Origin of the sequence: Pseudomonas sp. 5Ae-yellow (genome assembly GCF_014077575.1) — a bacterium.
GTDB classification, from domain to species: Bacteria; Pseudomonadota; Gammaproteobacteria; order Pseudomonadales; family Pseudomonadaceae; genus Halopseudomonas; species Halopseudomonas neustonica.
Window position 1 is genome coordinate 1 of sequence record NZ_JACGWE010000154.1, and the last position, 253, is coordinate 253.

The 253-nt window shown below is 51.4% G+C and carries 1 protein-coding gene; it reads left to right on the forward strand.

Features of this window, described 5'->3' with window-relative positions:
• Positions 1-158: integrase core domain-containing protein (locus tag H4J77_RS19675; RefSeq protein ID WP_182250161.1), on the forward strand; the 158-nt coding region annotated here is incomplete at its 5' end.
• Positions 159-253: the final 95 nt, after the last annotated feature.

Below are 253 nucleotides of genomic sequence, written 5' to 3' on the forward strand. Positions count from 1 at the left end.
GTCTGAATCGATCCTGGTTCAGAACGATGGACGAGGCCCGAGTAGAAATCGACTCCTGGAGGCAACATTACAACTATGTTAGACCGCACAGCTCACTAAACTACTTGTCGCCAGTTGAGTACGCTCGGGTTCTACCCCGTTACTGCGGACACTCTTGAAAAGAGGCACAATGTGCCAAAGGAGTGTTCATGTCCAAACGCAGAAAATACAGCCCTGAATTCAAGCGCGAAGCCATCGCGCTATCTCGCCAGCC